A 14,167-nucleotide genomic window follows, 5' to 3' on the forward strand; every position below is an offset into this window, starting at 1 on the left:
GCCGCCCCCCCCCCCCTGAACGAACGTACCGACAGGCTTAGCTTGCCGGCTTGTCCGGAGCGGCCGATGCGGCCTCGGCGGACGCGTTGGGGAGCGGCGCCGTGGCTCCGGTCGCCTGCGCGAGAGCGGCTGCAAACTGATCTGCGGTATAGGCCGCTGCCAAGCCCGCGGGTGACATGAGGAAGGCGCTGCGCGGCAGGCTGACATCATCACCCGTGGCCGCAGTCACAATAACGCTTTCGGCGCTCGCCGATTTCACCTTGCCCAGCACAGTTGCGCCTTTGAGACTGCGGACATCGGCACCCGGGACAAGCGCAGACGCGACCGCAGCGTCGTTCGCGACGGCAGCGCTGCTCGCCTCGGTCATCGCCGCAGCAAATTGTTCAGCAGTAAAACTGGTCGCCAGCCCTGCTTGGCCGACAAAAAAGGCTTTGCGCGGCAATTTGACGTCGCCGGCAGGGGTCGTGAGCACGACGGCATCCGCCTCGGCCAGCTTTACCTTGCCGACAATGGCCGAGCCGTTGGCGCTGCGCACGTCGGTGCCCGGCTGAAGCGCGGCGGTCAGTTTGGCGTCGCTGCTAGCTGCGGCCTGATCGACGGCTGCGACAACCTGAGCTTTGGTCGCGCCGATCGTCGGACCTTGTTCAAGCTTGCCAAATGCATTGCTCGGAAGGGTAACCTGCTTGCCCGCGCCAAGGTCGACGACAACATTTGCGCCCTGCGCGCTGGTCACCGTGCCGAGTTCGGCGCCTTCGGAATCAAAAACCTTGGTGCCGACTGACAGGTCAAGGGTTGCCGCTGCTGCGTCCTGCGCCATCGCGGGGGGCGCGACAATGGCGGCTGCGCCAAGGGAAAGGGTTGCGATAAAGCCTGCGAATTTCCGCATTGCTTGTGGTCTCCTAGAGTGTGTTGAACGAGAGGGTCCCAGTTTGAACGCGTGTAGGGCGGCAAAGGACACGCCAATGCTGACGAACCGTGGCTAACTCGCGACAAACTGAGCCACCTTCGGCTCGCTGCCGCAATATCGCGCGCCGCCGCGCGCATTTCGGTCGGCGCACCGCGCACTTTGGCGCAGCATGATTTGCTGTTAGACAGGACATCGGATCGCCGGGGCAGGGGTACGCGTGATGGAACCGGACGAAACAAGGATCGCGCGGCGGATGCTGCTCACCGGGGTGGCGGGCGTGGCTACATTGGCGCCGGCGCCGTGGGCGCTGGCAAGATGGCATCGAAGCTGTTCAGGATGGGCGACAAGCTGGGGCTGCCCAATATCTGACCAAGAGCCTGAACGACGCCGGCGGCCGGGCGGCGGGTGAGGCGAAACCGATATCTCGTTCGGCAATCGACGATCTGCGCTCGTCCGATGCGCCGGCGCTGGTGAGCAAGAAGGATGGCGCGACGCGCTATTTGCAGGCCAGCGCGGGTGATGAGTTTTTCAGCAAAGTGTCGCCGCTGATCGGATCGGCGCTGGCGAATGTCGGCGCCTATCGCCAACTCGACCAGCTGGGGAAGGGCAATTCGCTGATGGAATCGGCGGGACTGACGCGCGACGGGCTGCCCAAGTTGGTGACCGAACAGGCGCTGAAGGGCATATTTCATTTTATGGCGGGGAGGAGGCGGAGCTGCGGCGGAATCCGGCGGGGCTGCTGAAGGGCATATTCTAAGCTACGGTTCTGGGTATGAAGATGATGGGGTGACGTGAGCGACCATTAACCTCCGTTCCCCGGCGCAATCCGGGGCCCAGAGCGTCACCACGCAATGCTTGCGCTCAAGGCCTATTGACCCTGGCTTGCGCCGGGGAGCATGAGGTACGCGCCCCACCCCAAAGCCTTCCTTTGCAACGGCGCATTTCGCGATCCGCCCGTTGACACTTCGCCCCCCCAAACCTATATCGCCGTCACACCCCATCGTTCGAGATAGAGTCCGCCTTGCGCAGCGGATTGTACGGATAGGTCGGTGGGGATTTCGACAGGCGTTGGAAAGCTGCGGTAAACCGGCAACGGTTGCCTGCGGCTTTTTTCGCGTCGGAGCGCCCGCGATTTGGATTTTTGACAGGCGAGACAATCACTTATGGCGACCAAAGCGAAATCGGTGGGCAAAGCCCTCGAAGCAACCGCGAGCAAGCGCATCCGCAAGCTGTTCGGCAATATCCACGAAGCGGTGGAGATGCCCAACCTGATCGAGGTGCAGCGCGAATCCTATGAGCAGTTCCTCCGCTCGGATCCGTCGATCGGTTATGTCTCGGGGCTCGAAAAGACGCTGCGCAGCGTGTTCCCGATCCGCGATTTTGCCGGCACCGCCGAGCTCGACTTCGTCCATTACGAACTCGAAGCGCCGAAATATGACGTCGACGAATGCCGCCAGCGCGGCATCACCTATGCGGCGCCGATGAAGGTCACGCTGCGCCTGATCGTCTTTGAAGTCGACAGCGAAACCGACACCCGTTCGGTGCTCGATATCAAGGAGCAGGACGTTTACATGGGCGACATGCCCCTGATGACGGGAAACGGCACCTTCTTCGTCAATGGCACCGAGCGCGTTATCGTGTCGCAGATGCACCGTTCGCCGGGTGTCCTGTTCGACCACGATCGCGGCAAGACCCACTCGTCGGGCAAGTTCCTGTTCGCTGCGCGCGTAATTCCGTACCGCGGTTCGTGGCTCGATTTCGAATTCGACGCCAAGGATATTGTCAACGTCCGCATCGACCGCAAGCGCAAGCTGCCGGTCACCAGCCTGCTCTACGCGCTGGGCATGTCGGGTGAGGAAATCCTCAACCATTTCTATGACCGCCTGATTTTCGAGCGCGCCGCCAATGGCTGGCGCGTGCCGTTCATGGTCGAAAACTGGCGCGGTGCGAAGCCCGCGTTCGACGTCGTCGACGCGAAGACCGGCGAAGTCGTGTTTGCTGCTGGTCACAAGATCAGTCCGCGCCTCGCCAACAAGGCGGCGAAGGATGGTCTCGATACGTTGCTGATCCCGACCGAGGAAATCTTCGGTCGCTATTCGGCCTATGACCTGATCAATGAGACGACGGGCGAGATTTACATCGAAGCTGGCGATGAAGTGTCGGCCGAGAACCTCGAAAAGATCGACGCGGCGGGCATCGACAAGCTCGTCCTGCTCGACATCGACCACAACAACACCGGTCCGTGGATCCGCAACACGCTGAAGGCCGACAAGGCCGAGGATCGCGATCAGGCGCTTTCGGACATCTATCGCGTGATGCGCCCCGGCGAGCCGCCGACGCGCGAAACCGCAGAAGCGTTGTTCGGCGGGTTGTTCTTTGACCCCGAGCGTTACGATCTGTCGGCTGTCGGCCGCGTCAAGCTGAACATGCGCCTCGGCCTCGATGCCGAAGACACGGTCACCACGCTGCGCAGCGACGACATCCTTGCCGTCGTCAAGGAGCTGGTGAACCTGAAGGACGGCAAGGGCGAAATCGACGATATCGATAACCTCGGTAACCGCCGGGTCCGTTCGGTCGGCGAGCTGCTGGAAAACCAGTATCGAGTCGGCCTGCTCCGCATGGAGCGCGCGGTGAAAGAGCGCATGAGCTCGGTCGATGTGTCGACCGTCATGCCGAACGACCTGATCAACGCGAAGCCCGCGGTTGCCGCGGTGCGTGAATTCTTTGGCTCGTCGCAGCTTTCGCAGTTCATGGATCAGACCAATCCGCTGTCCGAAGTCACCCACAAGCGCCGCGTGTCGGCGCTTGGGCCGGGCGGGCTTACCCGTGAGCGTGCTGGCTTCGAAGTCCGCGATGTTCACCCGACCCACTATGGCCGTATCTGTCCGATCGAAACGCCGGAAGGCCCGAACATCGGTCTGATCAACTCGCTCGCGACCTTTGCGCGGGTGAACAAATACGGGTTCATCGAGACCCCGTACCGCAAGATCATCGACGGCAAGGTGACGACCGACGTCGTTTATCTGTCGGCGATGGAAGAGCAAAAGCACACGGTTGCGCAGGCGAACGCCGACCTCAACCCCGACGGCAGCTTTATCGACGAGCTGATCTCGGCGCGCGAAGCGGGTGAATTCCTGATGGCGCCGCGCGAACAGATCACGTTGATGGACGTGTCCCCGAAGCAGCTGGTTTCGGTTGCGGCATCGCTGATCCCGTTCCTGGAAAACGATGACGCTAACCGCGCGCTGATGGGTTCGAACATGCAGCGTCAGGCTGTGCCGCTGCTGCGTGCAGAGGCTCCGGTGGTCGGCACCGGGATGGAAGAAACCGTTGCCCGCGATTCAGGCGCTGCGATCGCAGCGCGCCGCGGCGGCGTGATCGATCAGGTCGATGCGACGCGTATCGTCATCCGTGCAACCGATATGGTTGAACCCGGCAAGTCGGGCGTCGACATCTATCGCCTGCAAAAGTTCCAGCGTTCGAACCAGAACACCTGCATCAACCAGCGTCCGCTGGTGAAGGTGGGCGAAATTGTCCGCACCGGCGACATTATCGCCGACGGTCCGTCGACCGAGCTGGGCGAACTGGCGCTGGGCAAGAACGTGCTCGTCGCGTTCATGCCGTGGAATGGCTATAACTATGAGGATAGTATCCTCATCAGCGAACGCATCGTGAAAGACGACGTCTTCACCTCGATCCACATCGAGGAATTCGAAGTCACCGCACGCGACACGCGTCTGGGGCCAGAAGACATCACCCGCGACATCCCGAACGTCGGCGAGGAAGCGCTGCGCAACCTCGACGAAGCGGGCATCGTCTATATCGGCGCCGAAGTCGGCCCGGGCGACATTCTGGCCGGCAAGATCACCCCCAAGGGTGAATCTCCGATGACGCCGGAAGAAAAGCTGCTGCGCGCGATCTTTGGTGAAAAGGCCAGCGACGTGCGCGACACCTCGCTCCGCCTGCCGCCGGGCGTGTCGGGCACGGTTGTCGAAGTACGCGTTTTCAACCGTCACGGTATCGACAAGGACGAGCGCGCGATCGCGATCGAACGCGAAGAGATCGAGCGCCTGAAGCAGGATGCCGACGATGAGCGCGCGATCCTCAACCGTGCGACTTTCTCGAGCCTGAAAGACCTGCTGATCGGTCAAGCGACCAGCGCGGTGCCCAAGGGGCTGAAGAAGGGCGACGTCGTCACTGAAGAGATGCTGACCGAACTCGATCGCGGCGACTGGTGGAAGCTGGCGGTTGTCGACGACAACAGCCAGACCGCGCTCGAAGCGATCAAGGCGCAGTATGACGACGCGATCAAGCGGATCAGCGCGAAGTACGAAGATCGCGTTGAAAAGCTGCAGCGCGGCGACGAACTCGCCCCAGGTGTGCTCAAGATGGTCAAGGTCTTCGTTGCCGTGAAGCGCAAGCTGCAGTCGGGCGACAAGATGGCCGGACGTCACGGCAACAAGGGCATCATCAGCCGCATCCTGCCGGTCGAAGACATGCCGTTCCTGGAAGATGGCACGCACGTCGATTTCGTGCTCAATCCGCTGGGCGTGCCGTCGCGCATGAACGTCGGGCAGATTCTCGAAACGCATCTTGGTTGGGCATCGCGCGGCTTCGGTCAGCAGATCACCACGGCGCTGGAAGATTGGCGCATGGCGAACCCCGATCCCGTGGCGGGAACCCCGCCCGAGGCCGTGCGCGATGCACTGCTTCATGCCTATGGCGATGAATATGCCGACGAGATCAAGGCCCGCACCGCAGACGAGGTTGTCGAACTCGCCTCCAACCTGTCGGTCGGTGTACCTTTTGCGACCCCGGTGTTCGACGGTGCGCGCGAAGCCGACGTGTCCGCGATGCTGGAACGTGCCGGTCTTGACCGGTCGGGTCAGGTCGATCTGTACGACGGCCGCACCGGTGACCGGTTCGACCGCAAGGTGACGGTGGGATATATGTATATCCTAAAGCTGCATCACCTGGTCGACGACAAGATCCACGCGCGTTCGATCGGGCCGTACTCTCTTGTTACCCAGCAGCCGCTGGGCGGTAAGGCGCAGTTCGGTGGCCAGCGCTTCGGGGAAATGGAAGTGTGGGCGCTGCAAGCTTATGGCGCCGCGTACACGCTTCAGGAAATGCTGACGGTGAAGTCCGATGACGTGATCGGCCGCACCAAGGTTTACGAAGCGATCGTCAAGGGCGACGACACCTTCGAGGCCGGCATTCCCGAAAGCTTCAACGTGCTCGTCAAGGAAATGCGCTCGCTGGGACTCAACGTCGAACTGTCGTCCCATGCGGATCTGGACCCCGACGAGGCGCCCGACGCCCTTCCCGAAGCCGCCGAATAAGATCTTATCCTCACCCCCTTCGCTCCGCGCGAAGGGGGAAGAGTGGAGCTAGAATATGAACCAGCTTACCAACTTCATGAATCCGGTCGCGAAGCCCGAAACCTTTGACATGATCAAGATCGGCATCGCGAGCCCCGAGCGCATTCGCTCGTGGTCGTTCGGCGAGATCAAGAAGCCCGAAACCATCAACTACCGCACGTTCAAGCCCGAGCGTGACGGCCTGTTCTGTGCGCGCATCTTTGGCCCGATCAAGGATTATGAATGCCTGTGCGGCAAGTACAAGCGCATGAAATACAAGGGCATCGTTTGCGAAAAATGCGGTGTTGAAGTCACGGTTACCAAGGTCCGCCGTGAGCGCATGGGCCATATCGAACTCGCCGCGCCCGTCGCGCACATCTGGTTCCTGAAGTCGCTGCCGTCGCGCATCGGCCTGCTGCTCGACATGCAGCTCAAGCAGCTTGAGCGCGTCCTTTATTTTGAAGCCTATATCGTGCTCGAACCCGGCCTGACCCCGCTCGAGAAGTTCCAGCTGTTGACCGAAGACGAGCTTCTCGACGCGCAGGACGAATATGGCGAAGACGCCTTTTCGGCCGGCATCGGCGCCGAAGCGATCCGCGTCCTGCTTGAAAATCTCGACCTGGAGCAAGAACGCGCCGACCTGATGGAAGATCTGGCGACGACCAAGTCGGAGCTGAAGCCCAAGAAGATCATCAAGCGCCTGAAGGTCGTCGAAAGCTTCATCGATTCGGGCAACCGCCCCGAATGGATGATCCTGGAAGTCGTCCCCGTGATCCCGCCCGAACTGCGCCCGCTGGTGCCGCTCGACGGTGGCCGCTTCGCGACGTCGGATCTGAACGATCTCTACCGCCGCGTGATCAACCGTAACAACCGTTTGAAGCGCCTGATGGAACTGCGCGCGCCGGACATCATCGTCCGCAACGAAAAGCGCATGTTGCAGGAAGCCGTTGACGCGCTGTTCGACAACGGCCGCCGCGGCCGCACGATCACGGGCGCCAACAAGCGTCCGCTGAAATCGCTGTCCGACATGCTCAAGGGCAAGCAGGGCCGCTTCCGTCAGAACCTGCTCGGCAAGCGCGTCGATTATTCGGGCCGTTCGGTCATCGTGACGGGTCCGGAACTCAAGCTGCACCAGTGCGGCCTTCCGAAGAAGATGGCGCTCGAGCTGTTCAAGCCGTTCATTTATGCGCGCCTCGACGCCAAGGGTCTGTCGATGACCCTTAAACAGGCGAAGAAGTGGGTGGAAAAGGAACGCAAGGAAGTCTGGGATATCCTCGACGAAGTCATTCGCGAGCACCCGGTCCTGCTGAACCGCGCCCCGACGCTTCACCGCCTGGGCATTCAGGCGTTCGAACCCGTGCTGATCGAAGGCAAGGCGATCCAGCTTCACCCGCTGGTCTGCGCCGCGTTCAACGCCGACTTCGATGGCGACCAGATGGCCGTTCACGTCCCGCTCTCGCTGGAAGCCCAGCTGGAAGCGCGCGTGCTGATGATGTCGACCAACAACATCCTGAGCCCCGCGAACGGCAAGCCGATCATCGTGCCGTCGCAGGACATGGTGCTTGGTCTCTATTATCTGTCGATGGAGCGCGAAGGCGAACCCGGCGAGGGCATGCTGCTCGCCGACATGGCCGAAGTGCATCAGGCGCTTTTTATCGGTGCCGTGACCCTGCACACCAAGGTCGTCAGCCGCGTCCCGCAGACCGATGAGAAGGGCAATGAATATTTTCAGCGCTTCGAAACGACCCCGGGCCGTATGCTCATCGCCGAGTGCCTGCCGAAGTCGCACACCGTGCCCTTCGACGTCGTCAATCGCCTTCTGACCAAGAAGGAAATCGGTGACGTGATCGATCAGGTCTATCGTCACACCGGCCAGAAAGAGACCGTGTTGTTCGCCGACGCCATCATGGCGCTGGGCTTCCGCCACGCGTTCAAAGCCGGCATCTCGTTCGGCAAGGACGACATGATCATTCCGGCGTCCAAGGTCGGCATGGTCGATGAAACCCGCGCCTTGGTGAAGGATTTCGAGCAGCAGTATCAGGACGGCCTGATCACGCAGCAGGAAAAGTACAACAAGGCAATCGACGCCTGGTCGCAGTGCGGCGACAAGGTCGCGACCGCGATGATGGACGAAATCCGCGCCGAGCCGAAGGATCCGAAAACGGGTCGTCTGGCCCCGATCAACTCCATCTATATGATGGCGCACTCGGGTGCCCGTGGTTCGCAGGCGCAGATGAAGCAGCTCGCCGGTATGCGCGGTCTGATGGCCAAGCCGTCGGGTGAGATCATCGAAACCCCGATCATCTCGAACTTCAAGGAAGGTCTGACCGTTCTTGAATATTTCAACTCGACCCACGGTGCCCGTAAGGGTCTGGCCGATACGGCGCTCAAGACGGCAAACTCGGGTTATTTGACCCGCCGTCTGGTCGACGTGTCGCAGGATTGCGTCGTTATCGAGGAAGATTGCGGCACCGACCGCGGCATGGAAATGCGCGCGATCATCCAGGGCGGTTCGACGATCGCCTCGCTGGGCGAGCGCATCCTGGGCCGCACGACGCTGGAAGATGTGCTCGACAAGGACGGCAATGTGCTGGCCCCCGTCGGCACCCTCCTCGACGAGCCGACGACGCAGCGGATCGAAGATGCCGAAGTCCAGTCGGTCAAGATCCGCTCGCCGCTGGTTTGCGAAGCGGTGCTGGGCGTTTGCGGCAAATGCTATGGCCGTGACCTGGCCCGCGGTACCCCGGTGAACATCGGTGAAGCGGTCGGCGTTATCGCCGCCCAGTCGATCGGTGAACCCGGCACCCAGCTGACCATGCGTACCTTCCACATCGGTGGTGCGGCGCAGGTTAACGAGCAGTCGAACGCCGAATCGATTTCGGACGGCACGATCGAATATCGTGACATGCCGACGATCGTCGACCAGCGCGGTCGCCGTCTGGCGCTTGCCCGTTCGGGTGAAGTCGCGGTGATCGACAGCGAAGGTCGCGAGCGCGCGTCGCACAAGCTGCCTTACGGCGCGCATATCCTGTTCAAGGATGGCGACAAGGTGAAGAAGGGCGACCGGATTGCCGAATGGGATCCGTTCACCATGCCGCTGATCACCGAAAAGCAGGGCGTTGTGAAGTATCAGGATCTGGAAGACACCAAGACCCTGATCGAACAGGTCGACGAAGCGACGGGCATCGCCCAGCGCGTCGTGATCGAATATCGTTCGGCTGGCCGCGCCAAGAAGGAAGATCTTCAGCCGCGCCTGACCCTGCTTGACGATGCTTCGGGTGAAGCCGCGCGCTACCTGCTCGCGGTCGGCACGATGCTGTCGGTCGAGGATGGTCAGACGGTGCAGGCGGGTGACGTTCTGGCCCGTGTCAGTCGTGAAGCATCGAAGACGCGCGACATCACCGGCGGTCTGCCGCGGGTGGCCGAGCTGTTCGAAGCGCGCATTCCGAAGGACAACAGCGTTATCGCAAAGATCAGCGGTCGCATTGAATTCGTCAAGGATTACAAGGCGAAGCGCAAGATTGCGATCGTTCCGGAAGAAGGCGATCCGATCGAATATCTGATCCCCAAGTCGAAGGTGCTGGAAGTGCAGGAAGGCGATCAGGTCAAGCGCGGCGATGCGTTGATCAGCGGTTCGCCGAACCCGCACGACATTCTGGACGTCATGGGCGTCGAGGCGCTGGCTGAATATCTGGTCGCCGAAATCCAGGAAGTGTACCGACTGCAGGGCGTGAAGATCAACGACAAGCACATCGAAGTGATCGTTCGCCAGATGCTGCAGAAGGTCGAGATTACCGCGGGCGGCGACACCACGTTGCTGCCGGGCGAACAGCTCGATTATCTGGAGATGATGGAATATAACGCCAAGCTGCCGAAGAATGGTGTTCCAGCCGAGGGCCGTCCGGTCCTGTTGGGCATCACCAAGGCGTCGCTGCAAACGCGCAGCTTCGTTTCGGCCGCGTCGTTCCAGGAGACGACGCGCGTTCTCACCGAAGCTTCGGTGCAGGGCAAAGTCGACTCGCTGATCGGGCTGAAAGAAAACGTCATCGTCGGCCGCCTGATCCCGGCGGGTACCGGCGCCGCGATGAACCGCGTCCGCGTCACTGCGTCGAGCAAGGATGCCGCGCTGCGCGCATCGATGCGCGCCGCGAGCCAGGTAGACCTGATCGCGCCGGCGAGTGCCGCTGCCGAGCATGCCGCCGAACTGGCGCAGGGGCCTGAAGCCGCGATGGGCGACGATCCACTGGGCAAGGTGCAGGGCGAAGACTTCACGACCGATGACGTGATGGTCGAAGAGCGTCCGGAGGGTGAGGGCGAGGCGTAACCGCTTCGGTCATCCAGGCACGACAGAAAAGAGCCCCGCCGGAGTGATCCGGCGGGGCTTTTTCTTGTGTGGATTGCAGTGAGAACGGGTTCCGGTCGGAAGCGGCTCTGCTCAATAAATTCCGCTGGTCCCCGGTGTCGTTACGCGCGCTGTCGTCTGGACCGTCGGGACCACTTGCGGCGCGACCGGTGCGATGATCGTAGCGGTCGGACGACCGGGTTTGGCAAAGCTGGCCAACACTGGAGCATCGCGCCCATAGAGATCGGAGAGTTTTTTGGTGCCGCCCTTGCCGTCGGGGATGACGGTCCAATAAGCAACATAGACGGGGAAAGGCTGGTCGAAGCCGAAGCGGGTGGTCTTGCCGCTCGCGATCGCTTCGCCGAACTCTTCCGGGCTACGCCCCGCGAACATGACCGCCATCAGGCCCGAGAAATGCAGCGCGCGTTCGGTGCGGATGCAGCCGTGGCTGAATGCGCGGGCGGCGGCGTTGAACGCGCCCTTTGACGGAGTGTCATGCAGGTAGATCGCATGCTCGTTGAGCATTTCCATCTTCATCACGCCGAGCGCGTTGTTTGGCCCCGCCTTTTGCACCACCGACAGCGTCTTGCCGCTGCCGGTCCAGGTATAGCCCTGCGCGCGCGCCGAGGCGGGGTTGCGGGCAATCGTCGCGCCGATGCCTTCGTTAATGATGCTGCGCGGTAGGGTCCAGGTCGGGTTGACGATGATGCCGGTGGCCATCGGGTTCAGCTGCGGCGTTGCGGTCGATGCTTTGCCGACGACGGCCTTGTGCGTCGCGATGATCGTGCCGCCATGGACGACGCGGGTCATATATTCGGGAACGTTGCTGACGACATAGCGCTCGCCGAGCGCGCGCGGCATCCAGCGCCAGCGTTCCATGTTGACACGGATGGCATTGGCGTCGGCAGGCGCCTTGGCCTTGGTGAGCGCGGCCTTGAGCAGCGCGAAGTCGGGATGGATGGGGTTGAGCGAGGCGAGCGTTTCACGGATCGACCCGGCGTTCAGCGCGGTCTCGAGCAGCGGCAGCAAGGGTTCGGCATCGGCGTCGCTATCGATCATGAACCATTGTTTGCGCGCCGCATTAGGCGTGCGCCCGTCGCGCAGATGCGTCGCGAGCAGCAGGAAGGTGTCGGTCGCGCGTTTGTCGAGCGCGGCCTGATCGTTGGAAAGGATCGCCGCGGCGAGCTCGTCGGGGTTATAATCCTTGGCGAACAGGCCTTCGGCGCCAATGTTTTCGATCGTGCTGAGCAGCGCGGTGGCGTTTTCTTCGGTCCAGCTCGGCAACGTCACCTGTGCGGCGATCACCGGGGCGTCGTCGGCGACCTTGTCGGGCTGGAGGATGACCGAATCCTCTTTCACCGCGGTTTGGGCGAAGGCGGGCGTGGCGAGCAGGCTCAGCGGCAGGAGGAGCGTCGCGGCGCGGCGCGCTGCGTTGGGGGCGTTTTTGACCATGGTTAAGCCCTTAGCCAAAAATGTGGAGGAGTTAAAGTGAGGTGGCGCACAGTTGGGCGCATAAGAAGCCCCTCGGGGGAGCGGTTGGGGTCGCGGTTGCGTCTCAAAGCCCACCCCCCTGCGACTAAGCCAGCAATCTGGCAAGTCTCGCTGCCCTTCTTCTGATGGGGAGGAGTTTATACCATGTTCATGCTGCGCCCGCCTCATCGTGTCGCGCGAGCCAGTCTTCCAGCCATTTGATCGTATAATCGCCGTTGATCACGTCGGGGTCGGCGAGCAGCGCCTGGTGCAGCGGGATATTGGTCTTGACCCCCGCTATCACCATTTCCTCGAGCGCACGGCGCATCCGCATCATGCAGCTTTCGCGGGTGCGTCCATAAACGATCAGCTTGCCGATCATGCTGTCGTAATAGGGCGGGATCGAATAACCGGCGTACAGCCCGCTATCGACGCGCACATGCATGCCGCCCGCGGCATGATAATTGGTGACCTTGCCGGGTGAGGGCATGAAGGTGCGCGGGTCTTCGGCGTTGATGCGGCATTCCATCGCGTGGCCGCGGAACTCCAGGTCTTCCTGTCTGACCGACAGGTCGCGGCCTCCGGCGACGCGAATTTGTTCGCGAACAAGGTCAAAGCCGGTGATCATTTCGGTCACCGGATGCTCGACCTGGATGCGCGTGTTCATTTCGATGAAGAAGAATTCGCCATTTTCCCACAGGAATTCGATCGTCCCGGCGCCGCGATATTGCATCGCGGCCATCGCGTCGGCGCACACCTTGCCCATGCGCGCGCGCTCTTCGGCCGAGATAATCGGCGAGGGCGCTTCTTCGAGCACTTTCTGGTGGCGGCGCTGAAGCGAGCAATCGCGCTCGCCGAGGTGGATTGCCGTTCCCCGGCCATCGCCGAACACCTGAAATTCGATGTGGCGCGGGTTGCCGAGATATTTTTCCATATAGACGGTCGGGTCGCCGAACGCCGCCGCCGCTTCGCTCGACGCCTGACCCATCAGGCTTTCGAGGCTGTCGGCGTCGGGGACGACCTTCATCCCGCGCCCGCCGCCGCCCGACGCGGCCTTGATCAACACGGGATAGCCGATTTCCTCGGCCATTTTGCGGCATTCGTCGCCATAGGTTACCGCACCGGGTGATCCCGGAACGACCGGCAGGCCGAGCGCGACCGCGGTACGCTTGGCCTCGACCTTGTCGCCCATGGTGCGGATATGCTCGGGCTTCGGTCCGACGAAGATCATGTCATGCGCTTCGATGATCTCGGCGAAGCGTTCGTTTTCGGAGAGGAAACCATAGCCCGGATGGATCGCGTCAGCGCCGGTAATCTCGGCCGCCGAGATGATCGCGGGGATGTTGAGATAGCTGTCCTTCGCCGCGGGCGGGCCGATGCACACCGCTTCGTCGGCGAGGCGGACGTGCATGGCATCGGCATCGGCGGTCGAGTGAACCGCGACCGTCTTGATGCCCATTTCGTGGCAGGCGCGATGGATACGCAGCGCGATTTCGCCGCGGTTAGCGATCAGAAGTTTTTCAATGGCCATTGCCGAATGTTTCCTTCGCCTCAGGCGATGGTGAACAGCGGCTGGTCGAACTCGACCGGCTGGCTGTTTTCAACATGCACACCCGTCAGCGTACCCGATGCGGGGGCGACGATCGGGTTCATGACCTTCATCGCCTCGATGATCAGCACGGTGTCGCCGGCCTTGACCGGTGAGCCAATGGTCGCAAAATTCGGCGCGCCGGGTTCGGGCGAGAGATAAACGGTGCCGACCATCGGCGATCTGACCGCGTCGGCGAAGCTGGCAGCCGCGGGGGCGGCCGCGACGGGAGCTGCCGCCGGGGCCGCGGCGGCGGGTGCCAGTGCAGGCGCATAAGCGACGGGCGCCGGGGCAACCGCGGCCTTGCGCGCGACGCGGACCTTGCGATCGCCGTCCTCGACTTCGATTTCGGTCAGGCTGGTATCGTCGAGCAGCTCGGCGAGCGCGCGCACATAGGCCGGATCGATATTGATGCCATCGTCTTTATGGTCACCCATGAGAATTTTCCTGTTGTTGCGGCGTCCATTGATAAGGACGCTCAGACCCCGTTTTTGATGCGC

The 14,167-nt window shown here is 62.1% G+C and carries 7 protein-coding genes; 3 read left to right on the forward strand and 4 right to left on the reverse strand.

The features are described from left to right. Nucleotides 1-37 precede the first annotated feature (37 nt). Nucleotides 38-886 (reverse strand): hypothetical protein, encoded by an 849-nt coding sequence (locus K0M74_RS09925; RefSeq protein WP_293971304.1) that lies wholly within the window; start codon nucleotides 884-886, stop codon nucleotides 38-40. Between the two features lie 341 nt (nucleotides 887-1,227). Here K0M74_RS09925 and K0M74_RS09930 point away from each other — a divergent pair, with 341 nt between their 5' ends. The 3 genes from K0M74_RS09930 (at nucleotide 1,228) to rpoC (ending at nucleotide 10,591) form a co-directional block, all read left to right on the forward strand. Continuing rightward, nucleotides 1,228-1,650, forward strand: a complete 423-nt coding sequence (locus K0M74_RS09930; protein ID WP_293971414.1) for a DUF4197 family protein — start codon at nucleotides 1,228-1,230, stop codon at nucleotides 1,648-1,650. 420 nt (nucleotides 1,651-2,070) lie between these two features. After that, nucleotides 2,071-6,249 carry a DNA-directed RNA polymerase subunit beta gene (gene rpoB, locus K0M74_RS09935; protein ID WP_088440290.1) on the forward strand — a complete coding sequence of 1,393 codons (4,179 nt, stop codon included), beginning with the start codon at nucleotides 2,071-2,073 and terminating at the stop codon, nucleotides 6,247-6,249. 55 nt (nucleotides 6,250-6,304) lie between these two features. Continuing rightward, a complete protein-coding gene (gene rpoC / locus K0M74_RS09940; RefSeq protein ID WP_293971309.1) occupies nucleotides 6,305-10,591 on the forward strand; it encodes a DNA-directed RNA polymerase subunit beta' in 4,287 nt (1,428 codons plus the stop codon). A 111-nt stretch (nucleotides 10,592-10,702) separates the two neighbouring features. Here the strand turns inward: rpoC and K0M74_RS09945 are convergent, their stop codons facing one another. The 3 genes from K0M74_RS09945 to accB form a co-directional block, all read right to left on the reverse strand. Then, nucleotides 10,703-12,061: a L,D-transpeptidase family protein gene (locus K0M74_RS09945; protein ID WP_293971312.1), complete on the reverse strand. Its 1,359-nt coding sequence runs from the start codon at nucleotides 12,059-12,061 to the stop codon at nucleotides 10,703-10,705. Between the two features lie 187 nt (nucleotides 12,062-12,248). Next, nucleotides 12,249-13,610: an acetyl-CoA carboxylase biotin carboxylase subunit gene (gene accC, locus K0M74_RS09950; protein ID WP_293971315.1), complete on the reverse strand. Its 1,362-nt coding sequence runs from the start codon at nucleotides 13,608-13,610 to the stop codon at nucleotides 12,249-12,251. Nucleotides 13,611-13,630: 20 nt separating this feature from the next. After that, nucleotides 13,631-14,104 carry an acetyl-CoA carboxylase biotin carboxyl carrier protein gene (gene accB / locus K0M74_RS09955; protein ID WP_293971318.1) on the reverse strand — a complete coding sequence of 158 codons (474 nt, stop codon included), beginning with the start codon at nucleotides 14,102-14,104 and terminating at the stop codon, nucleotides 13,631-13,633. Nucleotides 14,105-14,167: the final 63 nt, after the last annotated feature.

The organism is Sphingopyxis sp. (genome assembly GCF_019459305.1).
In the GTDB taxonomy this organism is placed as follows: domain Bacteria; phylum Pseudomonadota; class Alphaproteobacteria; order Sphingomonadales; family Sphingomonadaceae; genus Sphingopyxis.

Coding starts and splice junctions, on each gene's coding strand:
- K0M74_RS09925 (WP_293971304.1), bottom strand. CDS start 886: ATGCGGAAATTCGCAGGCTTTATCGCAACCCTTTCCCTTGGCGCAGCC.
- accC (WP_293971315.1), bottom strand. CDS start 13,610: ATGGCCATTGAAAAACTTCTGATCGCTAACCGCGGCGAAATCGCGCTG.
- rpoC (WP_293971309.1), top strand. CDS start 6,305: ATGAACCAGCTTACCAACTTCATGAATCCGGTCGCGAAGCCCGAAACC.
- rpoB (WP_088440290.1), top strand. CDS start 2,071: ATGGCGACCAAAGCGAAATCGGTGGGCAAAGCCCTCGAAGCAACCGCG.
- accB (WP_293971318.1), bottom strand. CDS start 14,104: ATGGGTGACCATAAAGACGATGGCATCAATATCGATCCGGCCTATGTG.
- K0M74_RS09945 (WP_293971312.1), bottom strand. CDS start 12,061: ATGGTCAAAAACGCCCCCAACGCAGCGCGCCGCGCCGCGACGCTCCTC.